General features: G+C 61.4%; 26 protein-coding genes and 2 pseudogenes. 2 read left to right on the top strand and 26 right to left on the bottom strand.

Features of this window, described 5'->3' with window-relative positions; genetic code table 11:
• The 16 genes and pseudogenes from JNL55_RS11215 to crcB form a co-directional block, all read right to left on the bottom strand.
• Window positions 1-656 (bottom strand): hypothetical protein (locus JNL55_RS11215; protein WP_293852909.1); only part of this gene is annotated, 656 nt, incomplete at its 3' end.
• A 145-nt stretch (window positions 657-801) separates the two neighbouring features.
• Window positions 802-3114: a TonB-dependent receptor gene (locus tag JNL55_RS11210; RefSeq protein ID WP_293852908.1), complete on the bottom strand. Its 2313-nt coding sequence runs from the start codon at window positions 3112-3114 to the stop codon at window positions 802-804.
• A gap of 23 nt (window positions 3115-3137) precedes the next feature.
• Window positions 3138-4484: a metal-dependent hydrolase family protein gene (locus tag JNL55_RS11205; protein ID WP_293852907.1), complete on the bottom strand. Its 1347-nt coding sequence runs from the start codon at window positions 4482-4484 to the stop codon at window positions 3138-3140.
• Between the two features lie 92 nt (window positions 4485-4576).
• A pseudogene (locus tag JNL55_RS37425) lies at window positions 4577-4834 on the bottom strand (GlcG/HbpS family heme-binding protein); the annotation flags it as partial.
• A 143-nt stretch (window positions 4835-4977) separates the two neighbouring features.
• A complete protein-coding gene (locus tag JNL55_RS11195; RefSeq protein WP_293852905.1) occupies window positions 4978-7248 on the bottom strand; it encodes a PQQ-dependent dehydrogenase, methanol/ethanol family in 2271 nt (756 codons plus the stop codon).
• 110 nt (window positions 7249-7358) lie between these two features.
• The gene (locus JNL55_RS11190) at window positions 7359-8297 is read right to left on the bottom strand and encodes a helix-turn-helix transcriptional regulator (RefSeq protein ID WP_293852904.1); all 939 of its coding nucleotides are present in this window, start codon (window positions 8295-8297) and stop codon (window positions 7359-7361) included.
• A 74-nt stretch (window positions 8298-8371) separates the two neighbouring features.
• Window positions 8372-9487 carry a flagellar biosynthesis protein FlhB gene (flhB, locus tag JNL55_RS11185; protein WP_293852903.1) on the bottom strand — a complete coding sequence of 372 codons (1116 nt, stop codon included), beginning with the start codon at window positions 9485-9487 and terminating at the stop codon, window positions 8372-8374.
• Between the two features lie 7 nt (window positions 9488-9494).
• The gene (gene fliR / locus JNL55_RS11180; protein WP_293852902.1) at window positions 9495-10274 is read right to left on the bottom strand and encodes a flagellar biosynthetic protein FliR; all 780 of its coding nucleotides are present in this window, start codon (window positions 10272-10274) and stop codon (window positions 9495-9497) included.
• A gap of 19 nt (window positions 10275-10293) precedes the next feature.
• The gene (fliQ, locus tag JNL55_RS11175) at window positions 10294-10563 is read right to left on the bottom strand and encodes a flagellar biosynthesis protein FliQ (protein WP_293852901.1); all 270 of its coding nucleotides are present in this window, start codon (window positions 10561-10563) and stop codon (window positions 10294-10296) included.
• Window positions 10560-11327, bottom strand: a complete 768-nt coding sequence (gene fliP, locus JNL55_RS11170; protein WP_293852900.1) for a flagellar type III secretion system pore protein FliP — start codon at window positions 11325-11327, stop codon at window positions 10560-10562. Before fliP ends, fliQ begins: the two co-directional genes overlap by 4 nt.
• The gene (gene fliO, locus JNL55_RS11165; RefSeq protein WP_293852899.1) at window positions 11327-11857 is read right to left on the bottom strand and encodes a flagellar biosynthetic protein FliO; all 531 of its coding nucleotides are present in this window, start codon (window positions 11855-11857) and stop codon (window positions 11327-11329) included. Before fliO ends, fliP begins: the two co-directional genes overlap by 1 nt.
• Window positions 11858-11868: 11 nt before the next feature.
• Window positions 11869-12258 (bottom strand): annotated as a pseudogene (gene fliN, locus JNL55_RS11160) (flagellar motor switch protein FliN); the annotation flags it as partial.
• Entirely contained in the window at window positions 12257-13261 is a 1005-nt protein-coding gene (gene fliM / locus JNL55_RS11155) for a flagellar motor switch protein FliM (protein WP_293852898.1), read from the bottom strand. The pseudogene fliN and the gene fliM, both read right to left, overlap by 2 nt.
• A gap of 45 nt (window positions 13262-13306) precedes the next feature.
• Complete coding sequence (gene fliL / locus JNL55_RS11150; RefSeq protein ID WP_293852897.1) at window positions 13307-13819, bottom strand: flagellar basal body-associated protein FliL; 513 nt, start codon at window positions 13817-13819, stop codon at window positions 13307-13309.
• 256 nt (window positions 13820-14075) lie between these two features.
• A complete protein-coding gene (locus JNL55_RS11145) occupies window positions 14076-14597 on the bottom strand; it encodes a GNAT family N-acetyltransferase (protein ID WP_293852896.1) in 522 nt (173 codons plus the stop codon).
• Between the two features lie 20 nt (window positions 14598-14617).
• Window positions 14618-14998: a fluoride efflux transporter CrcB gene (gene crcB, locus JNL55_RS11140; RefSeq protein WP_293852895.1), complete on the bottom strand. Its 381-nt coding sequence runs from the start codon at window positions 14996-14998 to the stop codon at window positions 14618-14620.
• 126 nt (window positions 14999-15124) lie between these two features.
• Between crcB and JNL55_RS11135 the strand changes: the two genes are divergently transcribed.
• Window positions 15125-15808: a hypothetical protein gene (locus tag JNL55_RS11135; RefSeq protein WP_293852894.1), complete on the top strand. Its 684-nt coding sequence runs from the start codon at window positions 15125-15127 to the stop codon at window positions 15806-15808.
• Here JNL55_RS11135 and JNL55_RS11130 read toward each other — a convergent pair.
• Together JNL55_RS11130 and JNL55_RS11125 are read right to left on the bottom strand one after the other, a co-directional pair.
• A complete protein-coding gene (locus tag JNL55_RS11130) occupies window positions 15805-16401 on the bottom strand; it encodes a 2-hydroxychromene-2-carboxylate isomerase (RefSeq protein WP_293852893.1) in 597 nt (198 codons plus the stop codon). The genes JNL55_RS11135 and JNL55_RS11130 overlap by 4 nt on opposite strands.
• 37 nt (window positions 16402-16438) lie before the next feature.
• Window positions 16439-17848, bottom strand: a complete 1410-nt coding sequence (locus tag JNL55_RS11125; RefSeq protein ID WP_293852892.1) for an FAD-binding oxidoreductase — start codon at window positions 17846-17848, stop codon at window positions 16439-16441.
• A 123-nt stretch (window positions 17849-17971) separates the two neighbouring features.
• Between JNL55_RS11125 and JNL55_RS11120 the strand changes: the two genes are divergently transcribed.
• Complete coding sequence (locus JNL55_RS11120; protein ID WP_293852891.1) at window positions 17972-18712, top strand: helix-turn-helix domain-containing protein; 741 nt, start codon at window positions 17972-17974, stop codon at window positions 18710-18712.
• Between the two features lie 11 nt (window positions 18713-18723).
• Here the strand turns inward: JNL55_RS11120 and JNL55_RS11115 are convergent, their stop codons facing one another.
• The 8 genes from JNL55_RS11115 to fliF all read right to left on the bottom strand — a co-directional run bounded on the left by JNL55_RS11115 (window position 18724) and on the right by fliF (window position 26235).
• On the bottom strand, window positions 18724-19149 hold the full coding sequence (locus JNL55_RS11115) for a VOC family protein (RefSeq protein ID WP_293852890.1): 426 nt from the start codon (window positions 19147-19149) through the stop codon (window positions 18724-18726).
• 8 nt (window positions 19150-19157) lie between these two features.
• Window positions 19158-19880 (bottom strand): aquaporin Z, encoded by a 723-nt coding sequence (aqpZ, locus tag JNL55_RS11110; protein WP_293852889.1) that lies wholly within the window; start codon window positions 19878-19880, stop codon window positions 19158-19160.
• A 203-nt stretch (window positions 19881-20083) separates the two neighbouring features.
• On the bottom strand, window positions 20084-20971 hold the full coding sequence (locus tag JNL55_RS11105; protein WP_293852888.1) for a flagellar hook-length control protein FliK: 888 nt from the start codon (window positions 20969-20971) through the stop codon (window positions 20084-20086).
• A gap of 40 nt (window positions 20972-21011) precedes the next feature.
• Entirely contained in the window at window positions 21012-21455 is a 444-nt protein-coding gene (gene fliJ, locus JNL55_RS11100; RefSeq protein ID WP_293852887.1) for a flagellar export protein FliJ, read from the bottom strand.
• A 5-nt stretch (window positions 21456-21460) separates the two neighbouring features.
• Window positions 21461-22819: a flagellar protein export ATPase FliI gene (fliI, locus tag JNL55_RS11095; protein WP_293852886.1), complete on the bottom strand. Its 1359-nt coding sequence runs from the start codon at window positions 22817-22819 to the stop codon at window positions 21461-21463.
• Window positions 22816-23490, bottom strand: a complete 675-nt coding sequence (locus JNL55_RS11090; RefSeq protein WP_293852885.1) for a flagellar assembly protein FliH — start codon at window positions 23488-23490, stop codon at window positions 22816-22818. The genes fliI and JNL55_RS11090 overlap by 4 nt, the downstream gene beginning before the upstream one ends.
• Window positions 23487-24503 (bottom strand): flagellar motor switch protein FliG, encoded by a 1017-nt coding sequence (gene fliG, locus JNL55_RS11085; protein ID WP_293852884.1) that lies wholly within the window; start codon window positions 24501-24503, stop codon window positions 23487-23489. The genes JNL55_RS11090 and fliG overlap by 4 nt, the downstream gene beginning before the upstream one ends.
• Window positions 24496-26235, bottom strand: coding sequence for a flagellar basal-body MS-ring/collar protein FliF (fliF, locus tag JNL55_RS11080; RefSeq protein WP_293852883.1), 1740 nt, complete (start codon window positions 26233-26235; stop codon window positions 24496-24498). Before fliF ends, fliG begins: the two co-directional genes overlap by 8 nt.
• Window positions 26236-26253 lie beyond the last annotated feature (18 nt).

Raw genomic sequence — 26253 nt, 5'->3', positions numbered from 1 at the left:
TCCAACTCCGCCAGTAGCGCGCCTTCGATGCGTTCGAAAGGGCGAGAGACTTCGGCGACGAAGGTGCCGCCGTCGGCGGTTTCGACGAGGTATTGGCGCAGGTGAGGCAGGTCGGTGAAGGAGATGCTGCCGCAGTGGGCGAATTTGCCGTCTTCGTATTCACGCACCACGCCGCGTAACGAATGCTGCATCGTCTCCAGCAAAGGCACGATGAAATCGTGCTGAGGAAATACACGGCCCTGCACTTCTACCTGGCGCCGGCACGACTCGAACTCGAGTTGCACTTCTTCCAGTTGCATCAGCAGCTCGGTGTAGCGAGCTTCGCAGTCGGCGGCAGAGAGTACCGAGCTCTTGGCAACCAACGCCCGCAATAACCGGCGAAGTTTCTTCGACTTGTTGTACTGGCCGAGCAGGCCATTGTAGAAACCCAGCAGGTGCGCCCGATAGAGGGCTCTCTGCTCCTGCTCGCGTTTGAATTCGCCGTACAGCACCGACACCAAGCCGCCGATGACGGTGATCAGCGAGAACTGCAGGATTTGTTTGTAGCCTTCGACGCCGAGCCGCTGGTCCAGCGCCTCCTTCCAGGCGATCAGGGCCACGATGGCGGCCACGGCCACGAGCGTCATCACCACGATTACCAAAGTGGAACGCTTCAAAGTCCTTCTCCCTGTCCGACTGCCGGCAGCAAGCGCCGTTCGTTATTGGTCTAGTCGACGAGGAGCAAGTGTAGACACTGTAGCGCGAGTGTCTACTGGCCATCGGGGTTGGCGAGGGCGGACGGCCGCCCCCGCCATGACGGCGTTAGAAGTTCACACGCGCACCGACACCGATGGTCCGCGGCCGCAGGGTGGTCGCGGAGGACTCGCCGGAAGTGCGGGAGAAATCCAGATACGGCGATTCGTCCAACAGATTGTTGATGAACAACCGGTACTGCCAGTCGCCACGAAACACCGTCAGATTCACATTGACGATGTCGTACGAGTCCTGGATCTGGGTCATGTTGGCCACGTTGGCCGAGGTCGCATTCGGATAGGTCACCAGCATCGTGGTATCGAACTGCCGCAAGCTCGAACCGCGATACTGATACTCGGCGCGCAAGGTCGCATCCATGGTCTGGGTCAGCTGGAACTTGAAGTCGCCGTACACATTGCCCATCCATTCCGGCGTATCCAGCACGGACTGCCCGACCTGTGCCGATACACCCGGCGAGGACGCAGAGATTTCGGCATCGGTGTAGCTGACAGTGCCGCCCAACGTGAGCGCATCAGTCGCCGCCGCTTCGATGGCCAGCTCGGCGCCCTTGATCTCAGCCGCGCCGACGTTACCGACGAATTGGAAGCCGCAAGTCGGCAAGTTCACTTGCTGTTGAATCTTGCTCCAGTCGGTGTAGTACACCGCGGCATTCACCGTCGCCCGACGGTCGAGCACTTGATTCTTGCTGCCGACCTCGTAGGTCCACAGCGTGTCGGGCCGGTAGCTGTCGGGCACGCGATCGATGCCGAGGCGTTCGAAGTCCGGTGCGCACAGCGGGCTGTTGGTGTTGAATCGGTTCGGGCCGCCCTGACGGAAACCTTTGCTCGCCGTCGTGTACAGCAAGTTGTCCGGCGTGGCACGCCAGGTCACCGACACTTTCGGCGTTACACCGTCTTCACTGCTCTTCTTGTTGTCGACCGTGCTGGCACCGCCGTTGAAGATACCGTCGAAGTCGCCGTTCACCGTTTGCTCGGCATCGAAATAGCGCAGCCCCAACGTCAGGTCGACGTTGGACACGATTTCATAAGTGACCTCGCCGAACGCCGCGAACTGTTTGCTATCGGTGCGCTGGTCGCCGATGTAAGTCACGTCGGTGCCCAAGCCGAAATCAGCACCCGCACCTCGGGTAGCCACGATCTGCAGCAGCCGATCCTCTTGATCGGCGTAGTACAGGCCACCCACCCACTGCAGACGGCCGCCAAACGCCTCGCCCGACAAGCGCAGTTCCTGAGTGAAAGTCTCCGTCGTGGTGTCCGAGGTATTGTACGAATCGTACGGGAAGAACGCGCCCGCCAGATTACCGATGAACAACGAGTAGTCGCGATCCCAATTGACCTCGCGGTCGACGTACGCGCTGATGGAAGTCAGGGTCACGGGGCCGAAGTCATTGGTAATGGTCAAGCTGTAGATGCCGGCTTTATCATCGGTGGGCTGAGCGAATCGATACGACGATTGGAAGTCGGGCAGATTGGTGAAGTAACTGTCGGTGCCCTCCTTCTCGCTCTTTTGATAGAACACCGCCGGCACGATGGACAGCGAATCGGTGGGCGTGAGCTTGGCCGACAACCGCACTGACAGCAGATCGCGCTCGTTAGTAGCGTCGTCTTTGAACGTGCTCAGCGTCGAATAGCGCGTCGGCGAGATGGCCGCCGGCGGCAAGGTCGTGCTACGGGTCCACACCTCGGTCTGGCCGTTGGCGACGTTGTCGATGTAGCCGCCGGTCTTGCGATAAGACACGCCGCCGCGCACGGCCAGCTTGTCATCTACGACCGAAACGTTCGCCACACCTTCGGCCTCATAGGAAAGATCGCCGCCCCGAGTGGTCGACAAACCAGCCGCGGTGGAGAACGAGTTCTCGCCGATCACCGGCTGCCGGCTCACGTACTTGATGGCGCCGCCCATGGCGCTGCCGCCGTACAACGTGCCTTGCGGGCCCTTCAACACTTCGACGCGCTCGAAATCGAAGAACGCCGGATCGATGGCGCCCGCGAAGTTGGTGGAGATGGACACCAACGAAATGTCATCCAGATACACACCCACCGTCGGGCTGGAAGCCTCGGTGCTCACGCCGCGAATCGCGTAACGACTCTGACCCGGCTCGGTACCCGCGAACGACACGCCAGGCACACTACGCAACAAGTCTTGGAACTGCGTGATGCCCTGCTGTTCGAGCTGCGCGCCAGACACGGCAGTAACCGCCATCGGCACATCTTGCAGCTTCTGTTCGCGCTTCTGCGCCGTAACGACGATTTCCTCCAAGCCTTGATTGCTCGCGGCTTCCTGCGCGAGAACATTTAACGGCAGCGTGCCGGCGATGACCGCCGCGGTGGCCGCGGCTGCAAGATGAGATCGAGTATTCACGGGATGACCTCGGAATAAATTTTTCAGAATGCGACGGCGTTGCCGTCTGCCTTATAGATGCGTCCCTGCTTCATCACGAACCAAACCTGTTCCAGCAAACGCACGTCGGCCAGCGGATTGCCTTGCACGGCGACGATGTCCGCGAAACGTCCGGGCTGCAGGCTGCCGATGTCCTTGCTGCGATCGAGTAGATCGGCGGCGTTCTGCGTGGCTGAGCGAATCGCCTCGACCGCCGGCACGCCCGCCTCCACCATGTAACCGAACTCGCGTGCATTACGCCCGTGCGGATACACGCCCGAGTCGGTGCCGAACGCAATCGGCACACCTGCCTTCCACGCGCGACCAAGCGCTGCGACCATCAGCGGTCCAATCTCCAACGCCTTCGCGGCGACTGACGGCGGGAAGAATCCCGGCGTCTTCGCCGCTTCAGCGACAGAGACGCCCGCAATCACTGTGGGCGTGAGATAAACGTGATTCTTTTTCATCAGCGCGTACGTCTTCTGAGTCAGGTACGTGCCGTGCTCGATCGAAGCAACGCCCGCCGCCACGGCGAGATACGCGCCTGCATCGCCATGCGCGTGAGCGGCCACCTTCAAACCGTGGTCGCGCGCGGTCTCAACGATGGCCAGCAACTCAGGCGACGTGAACTGCGGGCCCGAGCCATGATCGGCCACGGACATCACACCGCCAGTCGCTGTGACTTTGATGACATCTGCGCCGCGCTTGACGGCGATGCGTGTGCCGCGAATCGCGCTATCCACGCCGTCAACGACGCCATCGGCTTCGGTGGGATGAAACAACTCTTCGCGATAACCCGCCGACGGATCGGCGTGGCCACCGGTGATCGAAAGTGAATTGGTTGCAACCAACATGCGTGGACCAGCCACATCGCCACGCTCAATCGCGTTCTTCAGCGCCACGTCGATCAGGTGCTGGCTACCGAGATCGCGAACCGTCGTGAAGCCAGCCAGCAATACAGTCTTGGCATTGCGCGCTGCCTTGTAAGCCATGTCGCCGTCGGTATCGACGAACTTGCTCAGATAACTGCCTTTGCTGAAGTCCATGGTCAGATGGGTGTGACTATCGATGAAGCCCGGCAGGCAGGTCGCCTGTCGAAGATCGACGGTTTGCGCCCCTGCAGGGGCTGCGACGAAACCGGAATCGACGCGAACGACTCGGCCTTGTTCGATGACGATCGAGCGTTCCGTCAGCGGCTGCGCCGACACGGCGGGATCGATCAGCGTGCCGCAGTGGACGACCACACTCGACGCTTGCTCAGCAGCGTGCACGCCGCCGACTCCGAACAGTACTGAAGCAACCGCTCCGATCACGGCAGCAGAACGCGAAGCACGACGAATACGCTGGATCATGAACTCTCTCAACTGCTGGCCTTGACCGCACCGACTGCGCTCGTCGCACAGGCCGCGTCTTGATCCGGATGCGCACCGGAAACTCCAACCGCACCGGCGACAGCCTCAGTGCCGCGCGAGAACGGCACGCCGCCCGGAATAGCCGTCAACTGCATGGTGATGAATGCGTCGCGCGTTCCGGCGTCACCTTGAACGATGGGTGAAAGCACAGCCGTCGGCGCACGCGTGCGTATCGAAGTGCGAGCCTTGAGCAAAGCCGCATCGCCGGACACCGGCATCGCGCCGTCTTGCCGCTTCGCCGCGATGAGCGCACCGCTCGCATCGACGACGACCACACTCACCGGCGGCATCTTGTTAGCAGCGGCGTAAGCGAAGCAGCTGGCGATCATCTTCTCGGCAGCACCCAGCGCCGAGTCAGAGGCAGCGCTCTGGCCGAGCGCCGTCGGCCCGACGCACAACACGCAGGCGGCAAGTAACGTTCTCAGGTATGACATCAGCGAGAAACCTCGGAGGCTGCGGAGCCCGGCTTGACCGGAATGTGAGGACCAGAGTCCGGCACATGCGGCGCGGACTGGGGAGTGTTCTGATCGGCTTCGTACGCACGCCAGGCCGAATCGACCACAGCGGCACGAATCTGTTGAGCTTGCTCGGAGGTGATGACCCCAGCGAACGAGCCCATGCCTTTGGAGGCACGCACGCCCTTCATCACGATGTCGTCGAAGTGTTGATGCGTGTCGGCGCTCATCCAGCGCAGATCGGGAATGGCGCCCGGCCCTTGGTTCGCATGACACCGAGCGCAATTGCGCTTCATCAGCTCGTTGCCGGCATCGATATCTGCCGCTGAGCCAAAGCGCTCGACAGAAGGACGCGGCACGGCCGACTCATGTCGCAACTCGGCCGGACGAGGCACCGCGCCGCCATCGAGCTTGAATGTAACGATGCGCCCGGCATTGCCATACCTTTCCGCAGCGGTCCCGACCGGATGCACGCCGCCGAGAGCGCCACCGAAGCCGGCCATCACTGCGACGTATTGCACGCCGTCGAGTTCATAGGTCATCGGCGCGGCCATGATGCTGGTGCCAATGTCGATGGCGGCGAGCGGATGACCATCGGTAGCGCGATACACATGTAACGCGCCGGTCGATTGTCCTTGGAACACGAGGTTGCCGGACGTCGTCATGACACCGCCGCCGTTCCATATCGCATTCATCTGCCCGACCCATGGGCCCGACGTTTCAACTTCCCACACGACCTTGTGTGCGACTGGATCCCACGCACGCAGGAAACCGCGAATCGTTGTATCCGGCTGTCCCTTGCTGAGTTCGGCCAGCGGCTTCAGATGTTTCGCGGCGGCGCCTTCCAAGCCCCAGTTACCGGCTTGCGCGGCCGGAAATGCATACAGCGCGCCGGCGTTGGGGCCGCCTTTGATGTAGGTGTACGGCGCTTCGGGAATCCAGAACACCGCGCTGGCTTCGAGCGTCGGGATGTAAACCAATCCGGTCTCGGGATTGAACGCCATGGGATGCCAGTTGTGGCCGCCGGCGGGCGATGGAAACACCAGCTTGGGCTCGTTGCTGTAATCGGCCAGCCCCGACTCGGTGGGCCGACCGGTTTTCTGATCGACGCCGGTCGCCCAATTCACCGGCACATACGGTTTGGCGGACAACAATTCGCCGGTGGCGCGATCCAGCACATAGAAGAATCCATTCTTCGGTGCCTGCATCAGCACCTGCCGCGTCCGGTCGCCGATGCGCAGATCGGCCAGAATCATTTTCTGGGTAGCGGTGTAATCCCACTGATCGCCGGGCGTGGTTTGGTAGTGCCACACCAGACGACCGGTCTTCGGGTTGATCGCGAGAATGGAAGCAACATACAAATTGTCGCCGCCGCTCGGGCTACGCAACTTGCGCGGATACAAGGCAGAGTTGCCGACGCCTACATACAAGAGATCCAACTTGGCATCGTAGGCCATGCCGTCCCACACGGTGCCGCCGAGCCCGACGTCCCAACGGGACTGCGGATCCCAAGTCTTGGCGGCTTGTTCCAACTCGGGATGTTCGAACGGACCGTTCGAGCTGCCGGGCACGGTGTAGAAGCGCCACGCGAGTTCGCCGGACGAAACTTTGTATGCACTGACGTAGCCGCGCGCATCCAACTCGCCGCCGGAGTTGCCGATGACCACGACATCGCCGGCCACGTAGGGCGCACCGGTAACGGTGTAACCGCGTTCGTGATCGACGATGGTGTCGACCTGCCACAGCACCTTGCCGTCGTTGGCATCGAGGCCGAACAGCTTGCCGTCGATCGAAGCAACGAACACGCGATGCTCGGCGAACGCGAGCCCGCGGCTGACGATGCCACAACAAACTTTGCTGGTGATGGCGTTATCGACCTTGGGATCGAACACCCACTTGCGCTGACCGGTGCGCGCATCGAGGGCATGGACGAACCCCCAAGGCGCGCTTGCATACATCACGCCGTCGACGACCACCGGCGTAGCTTCTTGTCCGTGCGTGGTTTCGAGATCGTAGTCCCAGGCAAAGCCGAGCCGGCCGGCGTTGTCGGCATCGATCTTTTTCAGGGGGGAGTGATAGGTCTGGGCGGCATCGTGGCCGCCGGTCAACCAACCGGCGTCGGCGGCCGGTGCGCTCGCTGCTTCCCGCTTCGAACAGCCGGCGGACAGGACGGCGGCAACGGCAACTAAGGCCAGCGCACGCCACGAACCTAAACGGTGCGCGGCGTGCGTCGGTGACGCATGGCTCACTGGCTACTACTCCCCGAATGTTGTTGGGGAGAGTTTTACGCGATGCCGGTTTGGCTGGCTTGCGCGATTGTCACTAAGACATTCGAGATCGTCACTATCGCTCAGGCCGATCAGACGATCAGGCCGCGCGCCTCGCTAGGGGAATGCCCGAAGCAACGGTGGAAAGCCGAGCTGAAAGCGCCGGTGGACGAATAGCCGACGGACAGAGCCACTTCCGACACGCTGAGGCGGGACTCGCGCAGCAGCCGCCGGGCCTCGCTCATTCTCAGGCCGCTGGCGAAGTCGAAAATGGACACGCCGAACAGGCTGCGAAAGCCGGTACAAAGCTTGTTTCGATTCAAGCCGAACTCACGCGCCAGGTCTTCGATGCGGGCGCCTTCCATGAAGGTGGCTTCCAAGCGCTCGCGCACTTCGTGCAAGCGGCGCTTGTCGCGATCGGTGAGGCGCACCGACGAGGCTCGCGCTTCGGCCGGCGACACCAGATGCTCCAGCACTATATGTACGAACTCCAGCGCCTTGGCTTCGAGAAACATCTTACGTAACGGGCCGGTGCGCCGGCAGCCGAGAATTTCCCTGGCCAGGCGGATTTCATCCGGCGTAGGCACTGCCGTCGCGAGGCGCGGCGAATAGGCATAGCGACTGATGACATCTTCGAGCGCCACCGGCACGTCGGTATTGCCGGCATCGAGATATTCCAGAAAGCGCGCCCGGTCCATCGCGACCGTAATCGATACTTCGTCGTGATCGGCCAGGATGTGGTCGGTCTTGGGCAGGTCGCGGTCGTGGAGCAGGACGGCGGTTGCCGTGTCATCCAGCGCCAGCATGTCGTAGCCGTCGAAGGTCAACGAACGCCGGCCGGCCAGCCGGACGTGAAATTTGATCATGTCCGTGCCGTAGATCAGGCCGTCGTAGCGCTGACTGAGCCGGTATTGATCGATGGACAAGGACAGACGGTTACCGAACTCGAGCACCTCGGGCACGCCGGTCCCGGGCACGGCCAGGGTCGGCAGTAGCTCCTCGGGCGATAACGCAAGCAGCGATTCGGTCATAGACGACCTCGGACGATCCTCCCCCAGTGAGGCCGAGTCTATGCCAAGGTCCGTGGCGTTGGGAAATTACCGCATCATTCCTGGACCGTCACATCCGGGCGCGGCGGCGGCTGGAAGCCGGAACGCTTGGCGACGCGCAGCTGGAACACATAAGTCAGCACTTGAGCGACCGCTTGATACACGGCCGAGGGGATCTCCCCACCGATATCGACGTTTTTGTACAACACACGCGCCAGCGGCGGCGCCTCGAAGATCGGGACGTTGTGCTCGCTGGCGATCTCACGGATACGCGCGGCGACCAGGTCGACACCCTTGGCGACCACGATCGGCGCCCGCATCCGGTTCTCGTCATAACGCAAGGCCACCGCGAAGTGGGTCGGGTTGGTGACGATCACGTCGGCCTTGGGCACGTCTTGCATCATGCGCTGGCGAGCGAACTGCTGTTGCAACTGACGGATGCGGCCTTTCACTTCCGGCGAGCCTTCCGATTCCTTGTGCTCTTCGCGGATTTCCTGGCGACTCATCTTCAATTGCTTGGCGTGCGTGTACAGCTGATACGGCACGTCGATACCGGCGATGATCAACAAGCCGGCCGTGATGGAGATCAAGGCCTTGCCGGCCAAAGTAATGGTGTGCGCGATGGCTTGGTCGAGCGGCTCCTGGCCCAGATTCAGCAAGATGCTGGCATCTTTCCAAAGCACGATGACCGCGACCAGGCCGACGATGCCGAACTTGGCCAGCGCCTTGACCAGTTCCATCACGGCGCGCATCGAGAACAAGCGTTTGACGCCTTCGAGCGGATTCAAACGATTGAACTGTGGCATCAGCGATTCGGTGCTGAAGACGAAGCCACCAAGCGCCAACGGTGCGAGCACGGCCGCAAGACAAATGATTCCGAGCACCGGCGCGCAGATCCTCAAGCCATCGATGGCAGCGGTGACGAGTGCCGGCACCATCTGACTGGCATCAAGTGCTTCTTCACGCGAGATGGTGAGGCTACGTTGCATGAGGACATACAACTTGCCGGCGATCTGATCGCCCATCATGTACAGCGCGGTAGCCGCCGACATGGTCACCGCCGCTGCACTCAGGTCCCTGGATCTGGGGATTTGGCCTTTGCGCCTCGCATCCTCGAGGCGCTTGGGAGTGGCACTTTCGGTTTTTTCCTGTGCGTCATCGCCCTCTGCCATGGTTCACCTATGGCGTGATCTTGAGCAACGTGCGGATCACTCCGAACGCCGCTTCGAGCGAGTTACCGAAAGCAGCCAGCACCGAGGGCAGGCCGACGTACATGATCACCAGACCCGCGATCAGCGTGATCGGGAAACCGACAGCAAACAAATTCAACGTGGGTGCCGCGCGGCTCATGACGCCGAACGCGAGATTCACTACCAGCAACGCCGCCATGCCCGGCAATGCCACTGCCAACGCGCCGGCGAACAATTCACTGCCCCACTCCACCAGACGCCAGATCATCGGGCCGTCCAGACCGCTCATGCTGACTGGCAGCGTGCTGAAACTTTGCACCAGCGCCTCGATCAATACCAAGTGACCGTTGATGGCCAGAAACGTCAAGGTCACCAGAATCATGTACAGCTGGCCGAGCACCGGCGTGCTGACACCACGCAACGGATCGACGTTGAACGCAAAGCCCAAGCCCATGGTATTGGCCAGCAACTGGCCGCCCATGGCCAGCGCGTCGAAAATCAGCTGCAAGGTAAACGCGGTGGCGAAGCCGATGAGCACCTGATGCAGGGTGACGACCACGGCGGCGAAGGAAAACACTTCCACGTCCGGCGCCGGCACCAGCGGCGCGACGATGAACGTGATCGCCGCGGCCAACAGCAAGCGCACGCGCGGCGGCACGAAGTTGGCGCCGAAAATGGGCGCCATCATGAAACAAGCACCGATACGAATGAACGGCCACAGGTACTGAGCCAGCCAGGCTTCGAGCTGTCCTGTGGTGATATTGATCATCGCAACTGAATCGGATCGATCAGCCGATCAGGCCCGGAATGCTTTCGAACAGCTCGCGCGTATAACCGACGATGAGCTTGAGCATCCACGGGCCGGCGATCATCAAGGTGGCCGCCATGCCGATCAACTTGGGAATGAACGACAAAGTCATTTCATTGATTTGCGTGGCCGCCTGAAACACGCCCACCAGCAAGCCGATGACCAGCGCGCAAATCAACAACGGCGCAGCCAGCAGCATGGTGATTTCGAGCGCGTGCCGCCCGATGGTCATGATGGTTTCGGGCGTCATGTGTAGAAGCTCGCTGCCAAGGTGCCCATGATCAGACCCCAACCGTCGACCAGCACGAACAGCATCAATTTGAAGGGCAAGGAAATCAGCACCGGCGACAACATCATCATACCCATGGACATCAGCACGCTGGCCACCACCAGGTCGATGATCACGAAGGGAATGAAGATCAGGAAACCGATCTGGAACGCGGACTTCAGTTCGCTGGTGGCGAACGCCGGCACCAGAATGCGCAACGGCACGTCCTCAGGCTTATCGAAGCCCTGGCCGCCGGAGATGCGCACGAACGTGGCGATGTCGGTCTCGCGCGTCTGATCGAGCATGAATTTCTTGAGCGGCTCGACGCCGGTGTTCATGGCAGTGGTCGCATCCATCTTGCCTTCCATGAACGGCTGCACCGCTTGGGTGTTGATCTGATCGACCACCGGCCCCATCACGAACAAGGTCAGAAACAACGACAAGCCGATCAGCACTTGATTCGGCGGTGCCTGGCCGGCGCCCAACGCCTGACGCAGAATGGCCAGTACGATCACGATACGAGTGAACGCGGTCATCATCAGCACGATGCCCGGCAACAGCGTGACCGCCGTCATCAGGATCAAAATCTGCAAGGTCAGCGAATACTGCTGGCCGCCGCCGGGCGCGGTGCTCACCGTCACCGCCGGAATCCCTTGCGCAAACGAGATGAACGGCGCGAGCAACAGCACGGCCGCTAAGGCATATCGCCCGAAACCCCGGCCACGCAGCTTGTCCAAAGCACGCATCACAGTCCAAGGCTCCGCTTCAGAATTGTTTTGAAATCGGTGGGATGTTGCGGCGTCGATCCATCGGCCGCGACAGTCACTGTTGTGGTCGCAGTTTGCGGTGTCACTGGTTCGGTGAGGACGTGCAGCGTGCTGACGCGCCCCGGTGCAACCCCCAGCAACAACTGCTGCTTGCCGACCTGCACCAGCACTACGCGTTCCTTGGTGCCGACGGCGATTTCGGTAACGACCTGCAGAGCACCGTTACCGAAACGACCGAAGCCACGCAGGCGGCGCGTCACCCAGGCAGCGGCAAACACCACGCCCAGCACCAGCAGCAGCGACAACGTCACTTGAGTGAGGCTCCCGGCACCCACCGCCGCGGGAGCTTGAGAAACCTCAGGCGCCGCGAATTTTTCGGCGGCGAACACCATCGGCGCAGCTAAACACAAGGCGGCAATCGCAGCCGTCACCGCCAAGCCTCGAAGCGCCACGCCACGAACGACGGACAGCATCAAGTTACGCGGCATCAAAATCTTGGCCTGACTCACGTCGACTCGACTCACTTCAGTTTGCGGATGCGCTCGGACGGCGAGATTACGTCAGTGAGACGGATGCCGAACTTCTCGTTCACCACGACCACTTCGCCGTGCGCCACCAGAGTGCCGTTGACGAACACGTCGAGCGGTTCGCCGGCGGCGCGGTCCAGTTCCACCACCGAACCCTGGTTGAGCTGCAACAGGTTGCGGATCGGGATGCGCGTGCGCCCCACTTCCATCGACAACGTCACCGGCACGTCGAGGATCACGTCCAGGTTCACGTCGCCGGGCATCGAGGGGCTGGCCGCTTCGGCCGGTGCCGGCGCACGGTCGCGCTGCTCCTTTTCCAGCAACTCGGCAAACTGCGCGGCCTGCGCCGCTTCCATCGCTTCTCTACTCATGCTCATGGCATCAAACCTTCGCGTTCAAAGCGTCCAGCAACCGCGGACGAACACGGGAAATCCGATCTTCGATCTGGACGGCCTGTTGGCCGTTGGAAACTCCGAAAGTACCTCTGAAGATCGGCACATCTTCGGCCAGCACCGTGGCGCGGCCGGTGAAATCGCATGGCAGGACATCGCCCGCTTTGAGGTCCATCAGCTGCCGCATGGTCAACTTGGAACGGCCCAGCAGCGTGGTCAATTCCACGTCCGCATCTTCGATCTCTTCCTTCAGCGCACTCACCCAGCGCTCGTCGTGCTCGACGCGGTCGCTCGCCATGCCGGCGTCCAGCAATTCGCGCAGCGGCTCGATCATCGCATACGGCATGGTGATGTGGATGTCGCCGCCGCCGCCGTCCAACTCCACATGGAAGCTGGTGATCACCACGATTTCAGTGGGGCTGACGATGTTGGCGAAGTGCGGATTGATTTCGGAATTCGTGTATTCGATGTCCAGCTGCTGCACGTGTGACCAGGCTTCTTTCAAATCGGCAAACACATGCTTGAGCAGCATGTGGATGATGCGCTGTTCGGTGGCGGTGAATTCGCGGCCTTCGATCTTGGCGTAACGGCCGCTGCCGCCGAAGAAGTTGTCGACGGTGGCGAACACCAGCTTCGGATCGATGACGATCAGGCCGGTCCCGCGCAACGGCAGGATCTTCACCAGATTCAAATTGGTCGGCACGTGCAACGAATGCACGTATTCGCTGAACTTCAGCATCTTCACCGGCGCCACCGCGACTTCCGGCGTCCGGCGCAGCAGGTTGAACAGGCTGATCCGAAACAGGCGCGCAAACCGCTCATTGATCATTTCGAGCGTGGGCATGCGCCCGCGCACGATCCGAACCTGGTTGGAAAAATCGTAATTGCGCGCCTCGCCGGGGGTGGCGGGCTCTTCAGTCTTAACCGCGCCGCTGTCTACACCGTGTAGCAGGGCGTCGATTTCGTCTTGATTTAGAATGTCACTGCCGGACATGTCTCAATCTCTACAGGTTGGTTGACGGCCAGGTTGACGATCAGCCTACTGCATCACAAAGCTGGTGAAGTAGAGCTGCTCGACGTTCTCCGCCTTGCCGCCCTCGGCGGCAACCACGTCGGCGACTGCTTTCAGCGCCTCAGTACGCAGCGCTTCCTTACCTTCGCGCGAGCTCAGCGTTTCGAACGTCTGGCCGCCGAGCAGCATCAGCAGGTCGTTACGCAACTTCGGGTCGTGCTGCTTGATCATTTCGGCGGTGGCCGGATCGCGGGTCATGACTTCGATGCTCACCTGCAGGAAGCGCGTCATGCCCTTGTTCTGGAAATTGACCACGAACGGCGGATCGAACTTGCTGTAGATGGCCGGCGTCTTGACCGCGGCCGGCGCCTCATGCGCCTCCTCGGCCTTGTGTTCGTCGCCGCCGCTCTTCTTGGCGGTCATGAAGTACACGCCGCCGCCAGCCGCACCGGCCGCGAGCACCGAGCACAGGATGATGATCAGCATTTTGGATTTGCCGGCGGGAGCCGCAGGAGCTTCGTCGGCAGGAGCATCAGACATCGCACATTCCTCGAGTACTACTTGGTCGCATGGGGCGCACGGGTTTTAGAGCAAGCCACGTGCCACGCTGTGCAGCGAGCATGCAAGTGATTAATTCGACAGAGAAATACGCGAAAAACACAGTGTGAACTGCGACACACCGCAGGGCGCCGACAAAATCTTGGCGCGGCCAAGTGTGACGTGCTCCACAAGTGCGTCGTGGCTGGCCTGGCTCGGCGTCAAAAGCCGGACACGCAATTCTTGCAGCCGTCAGCCGTCAGCCGTCCTGCGGATGTCGCGGGGTCTGCAAAGTCAGCTGGTAGAAGGCCAGGTCCAGCCAGCCGCCGAACTTGTAGCCCGACTCCCGAATGGTGCCGGCGTGTACGAAGCCCAGCTGCTCGTGCAGGGCGATGCTGACCGCGTTGGTCGCATCGATGCCGCCCACCATCACATGTAAGTCCTGCGCCCGAGCCGCCTCGATCAGGCGCTCCATCAGCACCCGGCCCAATCCCTTACCCCGGTGATCCTGGTGCACATACACCGAATGCTCAACTGTGTACTTGTACGCCGGCCGTTCGCGAAATACGCCGTAGGTGGCGAAGCCCATCAAGCTGCCGGCCTGATCCTCGACGCCGATCACCGGGTATTGCTTGGCGTCCTTGGCCTTGAACCAGGCCACCATGCTCTCGGACGTGCGTGGCTCATATTCGTACACAGCCGTGGAGGTGCGGATCTGTTCGTTGAGGATGTCGAGAATCGCCTCACCGTGGGTCGCGAGCGTGCATGCCACGAATTTCATCGCTTGCTCCTGCCGGACGATCACGCGCTTCGAGCCGTAATTGCATAGCCCAGCCAAGCAACCGCCAAGCCAACGACGATGCTCACCACGACGTTGGCAAGGGCCACTGCCGCCTCGCCCCGTTTCAATAGCAATAGGGTCTCCAGACCGAATGCCGAGAAGGTGGTGAATCCGCCCAACAGGCCGGTGAACAAGAACACTCGGGCTTCAGGCGTGAAGACGTCTTCCTTGACGGCCATGCCGGCCAACAAGCCGGCGATCAAACAACCGATGATGTTGACCGCCAGCGTGCCGGCCGGAAAACGCCAGTTCGGTGTCTGGTGCAACACCCAGCCCGACATCTTGAATCGAGCCACCGAACCGATGGCGCCGCCAAGCGCGACTAACAGTATCGATTTCAAACTCATCACCTCGGGCGGATTCTAGGCGCTAGCGATAGTTGGTTCACATTCCAACATCGATTTCATTGACCGGGCCGAGCTGTAATCGTTACATATACACAAATCACTGGCACGGAAGAAATGGAAATGGCGTTCCCGACCGCGAAACTGGCGTTGCATTCGTTGTTGATGGTGGCGTTCCTGGCGTGCAGCGGCTGTGTGGTCGGCCGGCGCAGTATCGAGCTGGAAGTGCCCAGCGCCGCCAAAATCGTCAACGCGTCCAAGGGCACGGTGTCGATTGCATCCGTGGTCGACAAACGTCAGTTCGAGAACAAACCTTCGGACCCCTCCATTCCTTCCATCGACGGCGATGTGAACAGCATGGGTGCGGCCGAGCGCAACAAGATGATCGGCCGTCAACGCAACACCTGGGGCAAAGCCATGGGTGACGTGGCACTCGCTGAAGGCCAGACCGTCGAGTCGCGCACCCGTCAGTTGGTGACCGAAGCCTTCCAGCGTCGCGGTTACACCGTGACGGATGCCAAATCCAAGAACCGCGCCGACATCGTCATTGACAAGTTCTGGGCGTGGTTCACGCCAGGGATGTTCGTGATCGATTTCGAAGCCAACCTGCGCGCCGACATGAATGTGTCGTTGAACGGCCGCACCAGCAAGTTCACCGTGACCGGCTATGGCAAGAAGGGCGGCGGCATGGCCAGCGATGAGCACTGGCGGGACGCTTACAGCAGCGCGTTCGAGGACTTCCTCAAAAACCTGGATGCCGTCCTGGGCTCGCTGGAAGAAGACACTGGCCTCGGCCTGTCGCCTTAACTTCCTGGCCGAGCCGCCCAGTCGAACGCATCTTCGAGTCGATCGTTGCCCCAGAACAGTTCGCGCCCGACCACAATGGAGGGCGCGCCGAAGATGCCGCGTTCCATTGCCTCCGCGGTCAGTGCTTTGAGTTTGTCTTTCGCCGCCGGCGTTTGCGCTCCTGCCAGGATGGCAGCGGCATCCAACCCCAACGTACTCAAGCAACGCTCCAGCACAGCCGGGCTGGAGATATCCGCGTCATCTGCAAAGTTCGCTTGATACGTGGCGCGCACGAACGCCGGCAACCAAGCGGCTTCGGTATTCGCGCCAGCAACTCTCGCCGCCAGCAGACTGTTACGAGGGAACACACTCGGCCTGCGCAACGGAATGTTCATGCACTCGCAGATGCGCTCCAGATCCCGCCACATGTAATTACCCTTCACCGGATAAATATTGAAGGGCGAGTTGTTCCAGCCTTGTTGTTGAAAGATCGGCCCCAGCAAGAACGGTCGCCACGCAACGGTTGCGCCCCGCTCCGCCGCCAGCGCCTCGATACGCATCGCGGCCGGATAGGAATAAGTGCTGGCGAACTCGAACCAAAACTCGATCTGCATGCCGAATCGTCCCCTTGAGCCTCGCCGGCATACTAACTCAGCGCGCCGCGAATTCGTCGCGGTAGTGGCGATACCAATCACTCTGCAGAACCTCGCGAGGATCCAGCCGCTTCTTAGCAGCCAGAAATTGCTCGAACGCCGGGTAGCACGTTCGTAACTGCTCGCGCGTCGCGTGTCGGTGATAGGTGAGAAAGTAACTGCCGCCATGATGGATGGCCAGGTCGATCAGCCGCCGGAACGATTCGGCCGAACTCACCAAGCCGCGAGCATCATGATCCACATGCAAGTTGAAAATGACACAGGCGAAGCGTTCGCGAGCCCAAGCCAGCACTGTCTCGGTGTCCGGCTCGATGAGTCGCACGGTGCCGTAGATGAAGTCGACACGATGGCGCAGGAAATCCTTGCGAACGTCTTCCATGAACGCCGCGAGCCGCGAGCGAGGCACATAGAGCTCGGTGATCATTTCCGACCCGGGCACCTCCGGCTGCAGCACCTCGTCGAGTTTGCCGTGATAGTCGTCCAGGTACACGCTCAACTGATGCGTGTCGCTCCAGTAGATTTGCCCCGACGACTGTAAATAAAAATCGGCAAACTCATTGAAGGCCCGCAGCTTGTTGCGATGAGCGAGATATAGCAGCCGGCGCCAGTCCGCGGGCGCGAGCCGGATCTGATCGGCCGCAATCGCGGTGTTGGCATCGACAGGTCGATAACAAGAGAACACGCCACGAGACAAGAAGCCTCGATCTTCGGGCGCGGTCGAGAACTGGAAGTCACCATACAGATAACCGTCGGCGATACGTTGCTCGAATCGGTCGATGATGTTCTCGAGACGCGCAATCTCGACGACGCGCTCCACCTTCTGTCGCGGAACGAGGCGCAGCCGTACGGAAGTCACCACGCCGAACAGGCCGTAGCCACCGACGACCAGACGAAACAGCTCGTAGTTTCGAGTCCGGCTGCACTCCACTACTGCGCCGTCCGGAACGACTACCTCAATGGATTCGATGTCATCGACGAACGGCGCATAGGTGAGACCGCGTCCATGGATATTGGCAGCCACCGCGCCGCCTATCGTCAAGCGATCTGCGCCGGTTTGTTTTTGCCGGATACCCCACGCACTGGCGCCGTCCCGTTGTTCGATCACATAGTGACGCATCAATTCAGGCCAGGCGATGCCGGCCTGAACCTGCAACAGGCCTCGGTCTCTATCGAAACCCAGCACCTGGTTCATCGAACGCATGTCGAGCAACCAGCCACCGGTGGCGAATTGTTGGCCGCCCATTGCATGACACGATCCAGCGATGCTCAAACTCTCGCCACGGATGCGCGCTCGCTGAACGGCCGCAACCACATCGGCCACCGAACGTGGCACGACGCGGCCGAGCACACTGGTTCGATTCAAATGCGAGTGTTTGTCGTTGACGCAATCGCTCGCTACCGCACTCATGCCGACCTCCTTGGTGAATTCCGGCGAGCCTGCCGGCCGGCGCGCAAAAGCCGCAACCTGGCTTGCGTAAGTAGCGAAATCCAATACTCTGGAGCGCAATTCTTTGCACCGCCCGGAGTCCGCATGAGCGAATGTGCGCAAATCGTCAGCGTGTTGAAGCGCAGCCTGAAAGCTCGCGGCACCACGTATCGCGACTTGGCCGTCGCGTTGAAGCTGAGCGAGGCATCAGTCAAACGTATCTTCGCGGCGGAAACGTTTTCGCTGGCTCGGCTCGAGCAGATCTGTGCAGCGCTCGGCTTGAGCATCGTGGAAGTAGCCAGGATGGCCGCACAACAGACCACGCCTGGCGGCCAACAACTGAGCATCGAGCAGGAAGAGCTGCTAGCCAGCGATTCGCGTCTGCTGGCCTGTTTTCATTTGCTGTTGAATGGCCGCCAGTCCAAGGCCATCGCCAGCGAGCTCGATCTGGTGGAGCGCGACCTGCGCCGGTTGTTGGTCAAGCTGGATGCAGCCAAGTTGATCGAGCTGCAACCCAAACTGAAAGTGCGACTGCGCACCTCGAACGTGATTTCCTGGCGCAACAACGGCCCGGTGCGGCGACTCTACGAACAACAGGTGAAGAGCGAATTCCTGCAAGCCGAATTCACCGGCCGCAACGAACTGCTCAGTTTCGCGTCCGCCGAGTTGTCGGACGCCTCGGCGAAGATCATGGCGCGCAAGGCTGAGCTACTGGCGCGAGACTTTGCCGAGCTGGCCGCGCTGGACGCCGGCCTGCCCGACCCAGACAAGCGCAGCATGGGATTGCTCCTAGCGCTGCGCCCGTGGGTGTTTTCTATGTATGACGGCTTGCGAAAAAAGGGCTGATGAGCACGCCTTTACTTGGCGAACAACTGCCCCAGATCCTTGAACGCCTTGAACTCCAGCGCATTGCCGCAGGGGTCGAACAGGAACATGGTTGCCTGTTCGCCCACCTGGCCGCGAAATCGAATGTGCGGTTCGATCACGAATTTTGTCTGGAAGGACTTCAAGCGCTCCGCCAACGCTTCCCACTGACCCCACTCCAACACCACACCGAAGTGCGGCACCGGCACGTCATGCCCGTCCACCGGATTGGTGTGCGCATGATCTTGCGAGGTGGTCTTGGGATGCTCGTGAATCACCAGCTGATGGCCGAAGAAATCGAAATCCACCCATTGGGTGCTGGAGCGCCCTTCCGGCAAGCCGAACAGCTCCCCATAAAACCGCCGCGCAGCCGGCAGATCGTAGACGGGGATGGCCAGATGGAAGGGCGACAGACTCATGATTTGCTTTACTCGACTCTACCGGTAATGGGCGGCTTCTCGGCCTCACCTTCGAACACCGCACGGTGCACGAAACCAGCCAGTGCCGCGCCGACGATGGGCATCACCCAGAATAACCAAAGCTGGCTGGTAGCCCAATCGCCCACGAACAACGCCGGGCCGGTGCTGCGCGCCGGATTCACCGAAGTGTTGGTCACTGGAATGCTGATGAGATGGATCAGCGTGAGCGCCAGACCGATCGCGACACCGGCAAAACCCACCGGCGCGCGATGATGGGTCGAGCCCAGAATCACGATAAGGAACATGAAGGTCATGACGATTTCCGTCACGGCACCGGCCATCATCGAGTATTCGCCCGGCGAATGCTCGCCGAAGCCGTTGGCGGCAAAGCCATCCGCCACGCTGAATCCCGGCGCGCCGCTGGCAATCACATAAAGGATGCCGGCGCCGAGCACGCCACCGATGACTTGCGCGACGATGTACGGCAGCACCTGCGAGACCGGGAACCGACCGCCGGCCCACAATCCCACCGTTACGGCCGGATTGAAATGGCCGCCGGACACAGGTCCCAGCGAATAGGCCGCGGTCAACACGGTGAGGCCGAACGCCAGCGACACGCCGAGCAATCCGATGCCAAGGTCCGGAAAAGCCGCGGCTAGCACCGCGCTTCCACACCCACCCAGTACCAGCCATAGGGTACCGACCAGCTCCGCAGAGAATTTCGCGATCATGGGCACCTTCCTATCGATTCGTTATCAGTGTTGCTTGCGCGCTCGAAGGTCAGCAGAAACCCAGTGAATGTAGTGAAATCGCGGGCGATGCGCCAGTGTAGATGGCACCGGGCTTCCAAGTTTCCCGAGCGCCACTTGCGCTTACACAGCGAGCCAGGCGGGGCTTGCTGTTCGATCTCGAAGTAGAGTTCTAGGATCGAGTGCTAGGCGTACGCGTCTAGCAAGCCCAGGCGAACTTGCGCCGCGGCGACGGAAGTCACTCCTTCCTCGCCGCCAAAGCTCGACCCGGACGAGGAAGATTGCGATGTCGGGTTCTGCTGCTGACGCGGCGGCTCACGCGAAACGTTTGCATCCGACAACGACAAACCCTGCGACGCGAACATTTCACGCAACCGAGGCAACGCGTTTTCGATAGCGTTGCGAGTATCCACGTTCGCAGCGCCGAACTGCACCGACGCTTGATCGCCATTCATGGTGATGCGCACTTCGAGCGGCCCGAGATGCTCGGGCGACAACCGCAGCGACGCTGTGTGCTTGCCCTGGTCCACCATCATGGTCATGCGCGAGCCGATCTCGTCGGCCCACTGCGCATTGCCCACAGGAACGTTCACGGGCCGGGAAATTGCGGTCTCAGCCTGACGCAGCGGCGAAGTGGTCTCGGTGGTCTGCAGCTGGGGAATCTCGAACTTGCCTTCGCCGGCGAGTTGTTCGGGCTGAATCAAATCGGTGAGTAACTGAGCTTCGGGAGCAACCGCGGCGCCCTTACCTTTCATCGCGCCAGCCACACCCAGCAGGCTCGCGGCTTGCGCGTTGCTCAGGTCAGCCTTCACTTCAGTCGGCATCACCGGCAACGACAGCGGCATCATGCCGATCATGTCGGTGGACTCGGCATCGGTGTCCAGCTCTTCAGTGTCCTTCAACACCGGCGCTGCCGTACCTGCTTGCATGGCTGTCGATGCCGGCGTCGGCGCCACTGCACCGGCGAGCTGACCCAACATGGCCATGAAATCCACGGCGACGCTGGCGGGCGCATTGGCCGAAGTCGACGCGGAAGCTGCGGCCGCGGGCGTGGAGGTGCTGGCGACTGGCATGGGACTACCTGCAAAAGGAACGCTGGTCATTCGGTGCAACTCAATCGGGAACTCGGCTGATCTTGCGCTGGGCGCGCTCATCGCTGTCGCGCTGCTCGCGCTTATCGATGACCTGGCGCTCTTCGGCGTGCCAGCGCTCGACTACATGACCCAGCGCCTTGGACCGTTTCAACGCGTCCTGCCACTTTAAGCGCTCGGCGTCGTACTCGGCGCGGGCGCGGATCACAAGCGCTTGCTGCTGCTTGATCGCCTCAGCCAATCTTGCGAGAAAAGCTTGGTAATCGCGCAGCTCGGTGACGCCGATGCCGCCGCTGGCACGCTGCTGAAAGCCCTGTTCGTACTCGCCTTTGTAGCGTTCCAGCTCACCGAGCTTGGCCTCGCCTTCCTGCACGCGTTTCTCGAACCCAGCCACGCTCATCGCGAGACGCTTCTGCGCCTCATCGACGATGTGTTGAACCGGTTCGAGACGTTTGGCTCGTTTCATCTAGCTCAGCCGCCTCCCACCAAAGCCTGCAAGTTGGCGAGGCTGGTGCGATAGTCGACCGACTCATGTACGGCCTGTTGCAAGAACTTCTGCATGCTAGGCCACGCGGCGATAGCTGCATCGATGCGCGGATCGCTGCCCTTGTTGTAGGCACCGATGGCGATCAGATCGCGGTTCTGCTGGAACGTGGACAACGCTTGTTTGAACTGACGCGCCATCGCCGTATGTTCGTGCGGCACGATCTCGTGCATCACGCGGCTGATGGACGCTTCGACATCGATGGCCGGATAGTGGCCCGCTTCGGCATAACGACGCGTCAACACGATGTGACCGTCGAGAATGGCGCGCGCCGAGTCGGCAATCGGATCCTGTTGATCGTCACCTTCGCTGAGCACGGTATAGAACGCGGTGATCGAGCCCGAGCCCGAATCGCCGTTACCGGCACGCTCCACCAGCTGCGGCAACTTGGCGAACACTGACGGCGGATAACCTTTGGTGGCCGGCGCTTCGCCGATGGCCAGGCCGATCTCACGCTGCGCCTGAGCGAAACGAGTCAGCGAGTCCATGATCAACAGAACGTTCTTGCCTTGATCGCGAAAATATTCGGCAATGGCCGTGGCACGCCACGCGCCATGCAAACGCATCAGCGGCGGATTGTCGGCCGGACAGGCGACCACGATGGAACGCGCCAGGCCTTCGGGGCCGAGGATGCGTTCGATGAATTCTTTCACTTCGCGACCGCGCTCGCCGATCAGACCGACGACGATCACATCCGCCGTCGTGAACCGAGCCATCATGCCCAGCAGCACCGACTTACCGACGCCGCTGCCTGCAAACAAACCGATACGCTGACCGCGACCGACGGTGAGCAAGGAGTTGATGGCACGCACGCCCACATCGAGAGGTTCTTCGATGGGCTTGCGGGTCAGCGGATTGATCGGCGCGCCGATCATACGAATCCGATCTTCGCAATTCAGCGGACCCTTGCCGTCGAGCACGTTGCCGCCGCCATCGATGATGCGGCCCATCAGCTCCGGACCAACCGCTGCGGTGCCAGCGCCAGTGCGCGGCACGACGCGTGCGTTCGGCTTCAAACCATGGATGTCGCCGGTGGGCATGAGATACAAACGATCGCCCGAGAAGCCCACCACTTCGGCTTCGACGTTGTGGCCCCCAGGGCCCAACACGTCGCAACGATCGCCGATCGCAGCTTGGCAACCGGCGGCTTCCAATGTCAGACCGATCATGCGAGTCAGCACGCCTTCCACCGGCGGCGGCTGCATACCGTCGACGATGCGCGAGGCGCGTTGTAGTTGCTTGGCCCAGTTGGCGCCGCGCTTGAGTTGCAAAGCCGGTGTGCTCAAGGCGCTTGCTCCTCAGAAGCAGCCGCGTCGGCGGCTTCGTCGCCGCGAACGGCGGTGGTGCGTTCGTCACCCAACAAAGCGCTGATGACGCTGCCGATGCGAGTTTCCAAACGCGCATCGATCTGTGCCGTCTCGGTGGTCACGCGGCAACCGCCACGACCCATGACTGGATCTTCAGCGATGGTCCAGGCGCGCTCGCCGACGGGAGCCGCCAGTTTCTCGCGAACCACTGCGGCGTCTTCAGGATGCAAATGAACTCGGACATCGCGAGCCGACGCAGGCAGCAACAACACGGTCTCGCGAATGATGGCGATGACCTGGCTCGGATCGATGCGCAGCTCACGGCGCACCAGATGCCGGCCGATGGTGAGCGCCAGCTGCAACAGCTGATCTTCCACCACAGGATCGACTTCCTGCAGCGGCTTGGCCAATGCGTTGATGATGGTATCGAGGCGCGCAACGCGTTCCTGCAGTTGCTGAGTCTGCGCACGCATCTCGCGCTCGGCCGCAGCCAAGCCCTGGGCCCGACCGTCGGCCTGACCTTTGGCAAACGCTTCGTCGTACGTGCGCTGCTCGAGGTCTTCCAGCTCCTGCACGGTCTTGCCGGCACGGCGGGCCTGCACGGCCAGGCCGTTGATGCTCGGCAATTCGTAGCGCGGCGGATTGGTCATACGAACTCTTCACCCTTGCCGCCGAGCTGGATGGTGCCGGCTTCGGCCATCTTACGAACCTGGGTCAGGATTTCCTTCTGCGCCCCTTCCACTTCGGACAAGCGCACCGGACCGCGCGACTCCAGATCGTCCTTGAGCATTTCCGCGGCACGCTGCGACATGTTCTTGAAGATCTTGGCCTTGAGCTCGTCGTCGGCACCTTTCATGGCGAGCAACAACTTCTCGCCCGGCACCGCGCGCAACACTTCCTGCATGCCGCGATCGTCGACTTCCACCAGGTCGCCGAACACGAACATCAAATCCTGGATCTTGCCGCCGAGCGCTTCGTCCACCTTACGAATGTTTTCGATCAGCGCGCCTTCCTGACTCGAATCCATGAAGTTCATGATCTGGGCCGCGGTCTTGATGCCGCCGATCACGGACGTCTTCAACGCACCGGTCTTGCCGGCGAATTGTTTCTCGATGACTTCGTCGAGCTCGTGCAACGCGCTTGGCTGAATGCCGTCGAGCGTGGCGATACGCATGATCACGTCGGCACGCAACCAATCCGGGAACTGCGACAGGATGTCCGCCGACTGATCGGCATCCAGATAGGCGAGCACGATGGCAATGATCTGCGGATGTTCCTGGCGGATCAGCTCGGCCACCGCACGCGCATCCATCCACTTCAACGATTCCAAACCCTTGCTGGAACGGCCGAACAGAATGCGATCGATGACGCTGCCGGCTTTGTCTTCGCCGAGCGCGCCGATCAGCACCTTGCGCAAATAGTCGTCGACGCCCACGCCCAACGAAGTCTGGCCTTCCAGCTTCTGGGTGAACTCGGCCAACACGTCCTGCACTTCCTGGCGCGAAATGTTCTGTAGCTGGGTCATGGCCGCGCCGATGCGCTGCACGTCTTTGGCACCCATGTGCCGCATGACTTCAGTCGCCTCGGCCTCGCCGAGCGACAGCAACAGAATGGCCGCCCGCTCGGTGCCATTACGTTTCGGTTCTGGTTTTTCCCTACTCATTTTCGCCGCCGACCCAAGTCTTCACTACCTGCGCCACACGAGCTGGATCTTGCGTCACCAGCGCCCGCGCTGCCGCGACCTGACCGTCATAATCGAGAGTTGCGGCGCCGCCATTGGCCACTGGGCCGGCCACCGCGGCCATCGCCGCCGCTGCCGCGGGCACTGCCGTCGCCTGCACCGGAACTGCCTTCTGATCCTTCTCCGCTTTCGCCGGCGTGCCGAGCAGGCCGCGAATCAAGGGACGCAGCACGCTGAACACCAACACCAGCAAGCCAATCAAACCGATGACCAGCTTGGCCACGTCGCGCATCAGCGGCTGTTCCCACAGCGGGATCTTGTCCGCCACGATGTCTTCCGGCTTGGTCTCGCCGCGGAACGATTGATTGATGACGCTGACGCTGTCGCCACGCGTTTCGTTGAAGCCGATCGCGTCCTTGACCAGGCGCGTCATGTTCTCGATCTGTTCGGGCGTGATGGCAGTTTCGGTGACCTTGCCGTCCTCGGCGGTCGCACGCAGGTTGTCTACCAGCACCGCCACGGTGAGGCGCTTCAACCGACCGGCAGGCGACTTGGTGTAAGCCACCGTGCGATCGATTTCATAATTACGAGTCGCCTGCTTGGACGTGTTGTCCGGCGGCGAGGGAGCCGCACCAGGGGCAGCACCATTTGCGGCAGCAGCCTGAGCCTGCGCCGGAGCAGCGGACTGACCAGGCGGCAGCGCCGTACCAGGCTGCGGCGGCTGATTGGTCAACGCACCCGGCACGCCCTGCGGACCGGCACCGTTACGGCTGGACTCTTCGGCCGTCTGTTCGCTACGAACGATCTGGCTCTCGGGACGATACTGTTCGCGCGCTTCTTCGGTCGTCGACATTTCAACGTCGGCCACCACCTGCGCACGCACGCGGTCGCTGCCCACCAACGGCGCCAGCAACTGCTGAACTCGCTGCGTATAACGATCTTCCAGCTCACGCGCCATTTCCAACTGCTTGGTGCGTTCAGCCATTTCAGTATTGCTATCGGGTGAAGACAACAGGCGACCCTGCTGATCGACCACCGTGACCTGCTGCGATTCCAGCTCGGGAATGCTCGAAGCCACCAGATTGACGATGGCGGTGACCTGCTCCGACTCCAGACGACGGCCCGGCTTCATCTGCAAGAACACCGAAGCGCTCGGCTTGCGACGATCGCGCACGAACGCCGACTGACGCGGCAACGCGAGGTGCACGCGAGCACCTTCGACAGCCTGCAAATTGGTGATGGTGCGCGCCAGCTCGGTTTCCAGAGCATGCTGATAACGCGCGCCTTCCATGAACTGACTGACACCGAAGCCTGGATCCTTGGACATCACCGCGAAGCCGCCGTCGCCTTCCGGCAAACCCTGGCCGGCGAGTTTCAAACGCGCATCGTGCACGCGATCGGCCGGAACGGTGATGGTGTTGCTGCCTTCGAGCTTGTATGGAATGCCGTTAGTGTCCAGCGCCTGCGCGATCTGCGCGGCATCCGCCTGGCCGAGATTGCCGTACAGCAAGCTGTAGGTCGGCTCCTTGGACCACAACACGATGCCGACACCGGCGGCCACCGCGGCGGCGATGCCGATCAGCATCACCAACGGCTTCAAGCTCGGCGGGATGAGCGTCGGCCGCTGGGGCTGCGACTGTCCGGAGGCTTGCGGCATACCCGACGACTGCTGCGTAGGTGACGGCAACGGTAGTGCTCCTGCTTCAGCGCTCATCCTTCACTCCGAACATTC

Origin of the sequence: Steroidobacter sp., assembly GCF_016790065.1 — a bacterium.
GTDB lineage: Bacteria > Pseudomonadota > Gammaproteobacteria > Steroidobacterales > Steroidobacteraceae > Steroidobacter.
This window is presented reverse-complemented; position numbering and strand designations above follow the sequence as displayed.

Bases quoted from the DNA above. Each gene is read 5' to 3' on its own strand.
- JNL55_RS11205 (WP_293852907.1), bottom strand. From the start codon at position 4,484: ATGATCCAGCGTATTCGTCGTGCTTCGCGTTCTGCTGCCGTGATCGGA.
- JNL55_RS11190 (WP_293852904.1), bottom strand. From the start codon at position 8,297: ATGACCGAATCGCTGCTTGCGTTATCGCCCGAGGAGCTACTGCCGACC.
- flhB (WP_293852903.1), bottom strand. From the start codon at position 9,487: ATGGCAGAGGGCGATGACGCACAGGAAAAAACCGAAAGTGCCACTCCC.
- fliR (WP_293852902.1), bottom strand. From the start codon at position 10,274: ATGATCAATATCACCACAGGACAGCTCGAAGCCTGGCTGGCTCAGTAC.
- fliQ (WP_293852901.1), bottom strand. From the start codon at position 10,563: ATGACGCCCGAAACCATCATGACCATCGGGCGGCACGCGCTCGAAATC.
- fliP (WP_293852900.1), bottom strand. From the start codon at position 11,327: ATGCGTGCTTTGGACAAGCTGCGTGGCCGGGGTTTCGGGCGATATGCC.
- fliM (WP_293852898.1), bottom strand. From the start codon at position 13,261: ATGTCCGGCAGTGACATTCTAAATCAAGACGAAATCGACGCCCTGCTA.
- fliL (WP_293852897.1), bottom strand. From the start codon at position 13,819: ATGTCTGATGCTCCTGCCGACGAAGCTCCTGCGGCTCCCGCCGGCAAA.
- JNL55_RS11145 (WP_293852896.1), bottom strand. From the start codon at position 14,597: ATGAAATTCGTGGCATGCACGCTCGCGACCCACGGTGAGGCGATTCTC.
- JNL55_RS11135 (WP_293852894.1), top strand. From the start codon at position 15,125: ATGGCGTTCCCGACCGCGAAACTGGCGTTGCATTCGTTGTTGATGGTG.
- JNL55_RS11130 (WP_293852893.1), bottom strand. From the start codon at position 16,401: ATGCAGATCGAGTTTTGGTTCGAGTTCGCCAGCACTTATTCCTATCCG.
- JNL55_RS11125 (WP_293852892.1), bottom strand. From the start codon at position 17,848: ATGAGTGCGGTAGCGAGCGATTGCGTCAACGACAAACACTCGCATTTG.
- JNL55_RS11120 (WP_293852891.1), top strand. From the start codon at position 17,972: ATGAGCGAATGTGCGCAAATCGTCAGCGTGTTGAAGCGCAGCCTGAAA.
- JNL55_RS11115 (WP_293852890.1), bottom strand. From the start codon at position 19,149: ATGAGTCTGTCGCCCTTCCATCTGGCCATCCCCGTCTACGATCTGCCG.
- aqpZ (WP_293852889.1), bottom strand. From the start codon at position 19,880: ATGATCGCGAAATTCTCTGCGGAGCTGGTCGGTACCCTATGGCTGGTA.
- JNL55_RS11105 (WP_293852888.1), bottom strand. From the start codon at position 20,971: ATGCCAGTCGCCAGCACCTCCACGCCCGCGGCCGCAGCTTCCGCGTCG.
- fliJ (WP_293852887.1), bottom strand. From the start codon at position 21,455: ATGAAACGAGCCAAACGTCTCGAACCGGTTCAACACATCGTCGATGAG.
- JNL55_RS11090 (WP_293852885.1), bottom strand. From the start codon at position 23,490: ATGACCAATCCGCCGCGCTACGAATTGCCGAGCATCAACGGCCTGGCC.
- fliG (WP_293852884.1), bottom strand. From the start codon at position 24,503: ATGAGTAGGGAAAAACCAGAACCGAAACGTAATGGCACCGAGCGGGCG.
- fliF (WP_293852883.1), bottom strand. From the start codon at position 26,235: ATGAGCGCTGAAGCAGGAGCACTACCGTTGCCGTCACCTACGCAGCAG.